The organism is Bradyrhizobium manausense (genome assembly GCF_001440035.1).
GTDB classification, from domain to species: domain Bacteria; phylum Pseudomonadota; class Alphaproteobacteria; order Rhizobiales; family Xanthobacteraceae; genus Bradyrhizobium; species Bradyrhizobium manausense.
This window is the reverse complement of sequence record NZ_LJYG01000010.1, coordinates 1-7,151: the sequence shown is the minus strand read 5'-3', so window position 1 is coordinate 7,151 and position 7,151 is coordinate 1. Positions and strand designations below refer to the sequence as shown.

The 7,151-nt window shown below is 62.7% G+C and carries 6 protein-coding genes and 2 pseudogenes; 4 read left to right on the top strand and 4 right to left on the bottom strand.

The window, feature by feature from the left end; translation table 11 throughout:
* The 4 genes and pseudogenes from AOQ71_RS46935 to AOQ71_RS01800 form a co-directional block, all read left to right on the top strand.
* Positions 1-508 (top strand): annotated as a pseudogene (locus tag AOQ71_RS46935) (integrase); the annotation flags it as partial.
* Between the two features lie 214 nt (positions 509-722).
* On the top strand, positions 723-1,232 hold the full coding sequence (locus AOQ71_RS46930; protein WP_245316621.1) for a tyrosine-type recombinase/integrase: 510 nt from the start codon (positions 723-725) through the stop codon (positions 1,230-1,232).
* A complete protein-coding gene (locus AOQ71_RS01805) occupies positions 1,229-2,155 on the top strand; it encodes a tyrosine-type recombinase/integrase (RefSeq protein ID WP_057740996.1) in 927 nt (308 codons plus the stop codon). Before AOQ71_RS46930 ends, AOQ71_RS01805 begins: the two co-directional genes overlap by 4 nt.
* Complete coding sequence (locus tag AOQ71_RS01800; protein ID WP_057740998.1) at positions 2,152-3,153, top strand: tyrosine-type recombinase/integrase; 1,002 nt, start codon at positions 2,152-2,154, stop codon at positions 3,151-3,153. Before AOQ71_RS01805 ends, AOQ71_RS01800 begins: the two co-directional genes overlap by 4 nt.
* Before the next feature lie 139 nt (positions 3,154-3,292).
* Here the strand turns inward: AOQ71_RS01800 and tnpC are convergent.
* From tnpC to AOQ71_RS01780, 4 genes and pseudogenes are all read right to left on the bottom strand, one after another.
* Positions 3,293-4,719, bottom strand: a pseudogene (gene tnpC, locus AOQ71_RS01795) (IS66 family transposase); the annotation flags it as partial.
* A gap of 73 nt (positions 4,720-4,792) precedes the next feature.
* A complete protein-coding gene (tnpB, locus tag AOQ71_RS01790; protein WP_347336670.1) occupies positions 4,793-5,113 on the bottom strand; it encodes an IS66 family insertion sequence element accessory protein TnpB in 321 nt (106 codons plus the stop codon).
* Positions 5,114-5,177: 64 nt separating this feature from the next.
* Positions 5,178-5,558, bottom strand: coding sequence for an IS66-like element accessory protein TnpA (tnpA, locus tag AOQ71_RS01785; protein WP_245316620.1), 381 nt, complete (start codon positions 5,556-5,558; stop codon positions 5,178-5,180).
* A gap of 38 nt (positions 5,559-5,596) precedes the next feature.
* Positions 5,597-7,033, bottom strand: a complete 1,437-nt coding sequence (locus AOQ71_RS01780) for an IS4 family transposase (protein WP_057740977.1) — start codon at positions 7,031-7,033, stop codon at positions 5,597-5,599.
* Positions 7,034-7,151 lie beyond the last annotated feature (118 nt).

Sequence of the window (7,151 nt, the reverse complement as noted above, 5' to 3'; positions counted from 1 at the left end):
TGAAGAGTACTTGGGCAGAAGCCGGCTGTACCGGCGTCTCAGAAGCGGGCCGCACGGACGGCTCGTCGAGTGCTACGCCGTTCGTCTCGTCGAAGAGAGGCTCGTTCGGCACGGCGCGTGGCGTTGCCTCAACGTAGTTGGCGGGCTCCTGAGTTGGATCGCAGGCCGTCGCTACAAGCTGGTCGATCTCGATGAGCAGGTCGTTGAGCGGTACCTCCGACATCGAGGCGGGAGGCAGTCTATCCAACCCGGTGACCGAGCTGCGCTCAAGCGATGGCTGTCGGTGCTGCGCGAGGAAGGCGCGATCGCGCCGTTGGTGCTACCGCCTCTCACCCCGCACGAACGGATCTTCAAGGAGTTCGATGCCTACCTGCGATCGGAGCGCGGCTTGGCCCCGAGGTCCATCGTCCGCCATCTCCCAGTCATCCGCAGGTTCCTGCACGAGGTGTGCTCCGGCGGCGCCAGCGCCCTGTGCAAGATCAGCCAAGGACGTGATCCGCTACGTTGAGCGCCATGCCCAGGATTGGAGCCCGGGAACAGGCAAGGCGATGTGCTGGTCGTTGCGTGCCTTTCTCCGTTACCTCCACCATCGGGGGCTGAACGCGCGCCCGTTGGCGGATTGCGTTCCATCGATGCGCCGATGGAAGCTCGCAACTCTACCGACCTTTCTGCCTGCCGCTCAGGTGCGGAAGGCTCTCGACAGTTGCGACCGAGAGACGGTGATGGGACGGCGCGACTACGCCATTCTGTTGTTGCTGGCCAAGCTCGGTCTGCGGGCCGACGAGGTCGCGACGCTCACGCTCGATGATATCGACTGGCGCGCCAGCGAGATACTCGTTCGCGCCAAGGGCCGACAGCGTGCACGGATGTCGATACCGCCAGACGTTGGCGCGGCCATCGTTGCATATCTGCGCAGTGGCCGCCCAAAGTCGTCGTGCCGACGGTTGTTCGTCCGCACACTCGCGCCGCACATCGGGTTTGCTTCCGGATGTGCGATCACCATGATCGCCAAGGCCGCCCTCGATCGCGTTGGAATCGACGGTTGCGCGCACCGCGGCGCCCATATCTTCCGACACAGTCTCGCTACCGAGCTTCTCCGATCTGGCGCGACCTTGTCGGAGATCGGACAGCTGCTGCGGCACGAGAATCACGACACCACCCGGATTTACGCGAAGGTCGACATCGACGCGCTGAGAACATTGAGCCTGCCCTGGCTGGGAGGCGTGCAATGACCAATCTGCGCGCCGTACTCGATAAGTACCTGAGCATGCGCAAGGGGTTGGGGTACAAGTACGCGCACCAGACCCGTCGGCTCGCCGACTTCGTTGCCTTTATGGAGAAGCGCAAAGCCAGGATCATCACGACGAGGCTGGCAATGGAATGGGCAACGCTGCCGCCCGATCGTCATGCATCCTGGGCGCTGCGATTGAGCGACGTGCGAGGGTTCGCGCGCCATGTCGCCAACTTCGATCCTAGAACGGAGGTACCGCCCGTCGGCATGCTGCCCGGATGGAAGCGCGCCAAGCCCTATGTCTACAGCGACGCGGAGATCGATGCGTTGCTGGCGGCAGCGCTGGCTTTGCCGCCAGCGGGCGGGCTGCGCCGATGGACCTACCATACCCTGTTCGGGCTGATCGCGGTGACGGGCATGCGTATATCCGAGGCGATGGGCCTGGGGCGTGATGACGTCGACCTCGACGCCGGCGTGCTGACGGTACGGCTGACCAAGTTCGGCAAGTCGCGGCTCGTTCCATTGCATCCGACGACGAGAACCGCGTTGCGCGACTACGCCCACCGGCGCGACGCGATGCCCGGATCACGCTGCGGCTCGACTTACTTCGTTGCCGAACAGGGAGGCCGCTTGCTGCACCAGTACGTTCATCGCGTCTTCTGGCGATTGTCCAGAGAGATCGGGCTGCGGCGCCCAGGTGATCGTACCGGGCCACGCGTGCATGACTTCCGTCATCGCTTCGCCATCCGGACGCTGCTCGACTGGTATCGCGAAGGCAAGAACGTCGAGCAACGAGTTCCAGTGCTCTCCACTTACCTCGGCCACGCCTGCGTGCGTGATACCTACTGGTATCTCTCGGCTTGCCCCGAGTTGATGGAAGAAGCGGCGCGGCGTCTCGATCGGCGATGGAAGGTGACGCCATGAGGCCCACCTGCAACGTCGCCACATTGATTGAGCGCTTCTTCACCGAGCGCCTCATGCGCCAGCGCAATGTTAGCGGCAACACGATCGCCTCCTACAGAGACACGTTCCGGCTGCTGTTCATGTTTGCACAGGTGCGGCTCCGTAAGTCCCCATCGGCCCTGACGCTCGCCGATCTGGATGCAACGTTCATCGGCGCGTTCCTCACCGATCTTGAGGTTAAGCGCGGCGCCAGCGCGAAGACGCGTAACCTGCGTCTGACCGCCATCAGATCCTTCTTCAGGTTCGTGTCCTTCGAGGAACCGGCACACAGTGCGCTGATCCGACGCGTGCTTGCCATACCGAGCAAGCGCCATGACAAGCGACAGGTGCACTTCCTGACGCGCCCTGAGATCGAGGCCGTTCTCGCAGCGCCCGATCGAACGACGTGGCTTGGTCGCCGCGATCACACCTTGCTGCTGGTCGCGGCCCAGACGGGCTTGCGCCTCTCAGAGCTGACTGGCCTTGACCGGGATGCCGTCCACCTCGGGTCTGGTGCACACGTACGATGCGTCGGCAAAGGGCGGAAGGAGCGGACCACTCCGCTGACCACACTCGCTCGGTGTGCGCTCCAGGCATGGCTCAAGGAACCGTTGCGGAAAGGAGCAACAGCGTTGTTCCCGAACGTGCACGGGGGTCGGCTCAGTGCCGACAGCGTCCAGTCCCTGCTGGGAAAGCATGTTCGTGTCGCTCACAAAAGTTGCCCGTCTTTGAAGGCCAAGAGCGTGTCGCCGCACGTGCTGAGGCACAGCGCTGCGATGGAACTGTTGCAAGCCGGCGTCGACTGTTCCGTGATCGCGCTGTGGCTCGGTCATGAATCGGTCGAGACGACGCAGGCGTACCTGCACGCCCACCTCGCCCTCAAGGAAGCTGCCCTGGCGAAGCTCAAGCCGTACGAGCGCGGCAAGCGAACCCGCTTCCAGCCGAACGACCGCCTACTCGCCTTCCTCGAGACGCTCTGAATGACCAGACTATGCCGAATGGAATGGGGCTGCCCTGCACGCGATCGACGGCGCCAGTGTGACAACGGCGTGCCATACCAAATCCGTTCGGCATAGTTCGGCGGGCGGCATAAACCGCGCTATGCCGCGCTCGGCATAGGGCGGTAGCGATGAGAGTGTAGATCGCAGCCGCACGCCGGCCGCCCTCATCGGAGCCGGCGAAGGTCCAATTTCTTTTACCCACGGCGATCGCCCGAAGCTCACGCTCGGCAGCATTGTTCGACATGCAAAGCCGTCCGTCATCAAGGAAGCGGCTAAATGCGTCCCAGCGGCTGAGGCAGTAATTGATTGCCTTGGTCGTGTCGTTGTTCCTGGAGAGCTTGGCACGCTGCTCGCGCAACCACGACTCCAGCTCGACGATCAGAGGGCGGCTACGCTCCTGGCGCACGCGCAGGCGCTCCTGCGCAGCAAGACCGTTGATCTCGCGTTCGACGGCGAACAGGACATCGATGCGCTTGACCGCCTCGGCCGCCATCGGCGCCTTGCTGAGCCGCGCGAGGTCAAAGAACTTGCGCCTGCCGTGCGCCCAGCACGCGGCCTCGATGATCGGGCCGCCCTTGCGATTGGCCTCGTAGAGCCTGCCAAAGCCGGCGTAGGCGTCGGCCTGCATCAGTCCGGCATAGCCCGCCAGATGCTGCTCCGGATGCGCACCGCCACGGTCGGGTGAGTAGAAGAACACGGCCGCCGGCGGATCTGGGCCGGCAAACGGACGGTCGTCGCGCACGTAAGTCCAGAGCCGGCCGGTGCGGGTCTTGCCCTTGGCCAGGACCGGCACTGTGGTGTCATCCGCATGGATGCGCGCGGCTGCGAAGACGTGGCTGCGGATCGCATCTAACAACGGCATCAGGGTTGCCGCGGAGGCGTCCGCGAGCGTCGATACGTCAAGGTCGATGCCTTCACGCTGGTAGACATCGCTCTGACGATGAAGCGGCAGGTGCAGGCCGTACTTGGCGAACAGGACATGGGCCAGCAGCTTGGGCCCTGCACGACCGCGCGCAATCGGATGCGAGGGAGCCAGCGGCTGGGTGATCGCTTCGCAGGCCCGGCAGACGAGCTTCTCGCGCACGTGCTGGATCACCTTCCACTGGCGCGGAACGAGCTCCAGCGTCTCAGTCACGTCCTCTCCAATCTTGCGCAACCGGCTGTCGCCGCAGCATGGGCAGGTGGCCGGCATGGGATAGACAATGCGCTCCCGCGGCAAATGCTCCGGCAGCGGCCGGCGGGCTGGCTTGCGGCGCTCGAACGATGGCACCGCAATCTTCTCGGCTGCCATCTGCGCCGCGGTCTCAGCTTGCGCCGCGTTCTCCTCCAGGTCGGCGAGCTGTAGCTCGAGCTGGTCCAGCAATGCGCCTCGCTCGGAGGATTGTCCGAACTGCTCGTGCCGGAGCTTCTTGATCGTGAGCTTGAGCTTCTCGATCAGCAAGGCGCTTGGGCCTCCGCTTCTGCGGCCAACCGGGCCGCTCGCTCGGCGCGCAGCATCGCCTGCAGCGTACTCACATCGTCGGGAAGAGAATCATCAGCGCCCATCGCCGACCAGAGAATCACAAGACGCGGTCTCTGTCCGAACCGCTGATCCTGTCACCGATTCAAATCCCAGCGATCAGCCAGCCGCCTGCGGTCGCCAGGTATGTTGCGGCATTCGCCAATCGATGCCCTCCAGCAGGTAGCCAAGTTGGGCTGGGGTGATTGTCACCACGCCATCAGCCGATGACGGCCAGAGGAAGCGGCCTCGCTCCAGCCGCTTGGCGTAGAGCGACATGCCCAGTCCATCGTGCCAAAGGATCTTGATCAGCTTGCCGCTCTTGCCACGGAACACATAGAGGTCGCCGCCGTGCGGGTCTCGCTCGAAGGCTTCCTGCACCAGCAAGGCCAGCGAGTTCATGCCGCGGCGCATGTCTGTATGGCCGGTCGCAATCCACACCCGGACGCCCGACGGAATGGGGATCACCGCGGCCGTCCATCTGCCAGTGCCGCCACCGCGGCCTTCAGCGTCGCCGCATCGACCGTGCCCGTGATCCGCATCCGAGCCCGACCGCAAACTTGATCTCGATGGCGCCGCCGCCGGCCGGCGCGACCGGACCAGGCGTCGGCCCTGATTCCGCGACCACTATCGCCGGTACGAAGCCGGGTTGATCGGCGGCATCCTTCGGCTCGGGCCGAAACGACCGTCGCCATCTCAGCAGCAATGAGCGCGAAACGCCATACCGCCGCGCTGTTGCCGCGACCTGGCGCGGCGCCTGCAAGCTCTCCAGGACGATCTTGAGCTTCTCATCCTCGGACCAGCGCCGTCGCCGGCCCGTGTCCACCACCTCAAGCCGTTCGACTTGGGCACTGCGCCTATCACGGTCCATAAGGACAGTACTCAACAATACGTCTCATTCGGCAAGGCGGCCTTCACCGGCTTTCAATTACCCATAATTTTAGCCCCGATCGCGGCCCCCAATTCGATGTCGATCAGTCGCGATAGTCCGCGCCAGATCACGGTATTTCCTGGAGGCGGATCGTTGGCTCGGGCCAAGTATCCTCCGAGCCGCGCGATCTTGACGACGTAGTGGGAGATCGTGGTTCGTTGAGAGCGGTTGGCACCCCGATCTTTCACCAAATGATCGAGAAGCTTGATTTCGGTTTCCGTCAGCGCCGTTTGCGGCGGCGCATTCGGCGTGGAGCGATTGAGCATCGTCATCCAGAAGACGCGCCAGCTCACAATGCAGAAGACCGCGATCAGATTGACCAATCGCTCAGCGGTTCGCAATTTCGACTCCTCCGCCTTGCAGCCCGATTTGAGGATCTTATGGAAGACTTCGATCTTCCACCGCAGCGCGTACCACTCGAGCTTCTCGATGGCGTCCTTGCGCGATTGGACCGGGAGATCGGTGAGAAGCTTCCACTCGATTTTCTTTCGCCGCTTCGGCGTTCCGCGCTCTTGAGCATGGATCACGGTCAGAGTGAGTGCAGGATATTTCTTCTGCTTGCCGATCGGCGGCAGAATTCGAAGCTTGCGGAATCGAATTTCAAGAAGCGCTTCATCCGGATCACCTTTGTCATCCTTGACAGCCACCCGGTGCAGACCTTTGACCGCGACCTCGTCCATTTCGTCGGCAATTGTATGATTGCCGTCCCCGGCGAGTCGATCAACGCAGGTTCGCACCAGGAAATGCGTTCCAACCTCTTCGGCCAGACAGAACAGCTCATAGATGTCGCTCTCGCGATCGCCGATATGAACGCATTGTCCAGGGGCAGCGAGAAGGTCGGTCGATTGTCGTAAATTCTCCAGCCAGCGGATGCTCTCCTTCTGCTCGATCGGAACCCGTGTCGGATTGATCTTTCGCTTCAGGGCCGTCGTCCCCTTGAACTTCTTGCGTGTCCAGAACTTGATTGCCGCCAGTCCGAGCGGAAGCCCCTCGGTCGTCACGGCGAGGCTCGAATGCATCAGGATGCCGCACTGCGTGCGCCCTGCCGTCTTACCTGTAAAGCCAATCAGATCCGGCTTCTCTCGCTTGAAGCTGAATTCCGTCGTGTCATGGAGGACAAGGATCGGCCCCTCCGTTGTCGTCGCGCGCCCGTGCGTCGCCTCAAAGTGGCCGCCAAGAATATCCGCCTCGTTGACCCGTTCGTTGGAGAAGAAGCGATACGCGGCCTTCGTGTTCGCCCAGTCCTGACAAACCAGCGGGATGCTCTGACCCATGTCGCTCCCGATCAGCCCGAGCAACTTGCAAAATCGGCGGCCGAGCCGCTCATCCTTAAACTCGCATCCCGCAACTTCCCGATCAACCCACGTCTCGATGCCGGTCGTCAATCGCTGAGCACGCGCTTCCGCAAGATCCTTTAGTACCAAGCCCACCAAGCACCATCAAATTCGAATCAGGTGCTCGACAACGAATCACAAGAGATTCTGCCGATTCAAGTTTTCGCCGCGGACACGTCGTCTAAATCGACCGCAAATTGTGGGTAATTGGAAG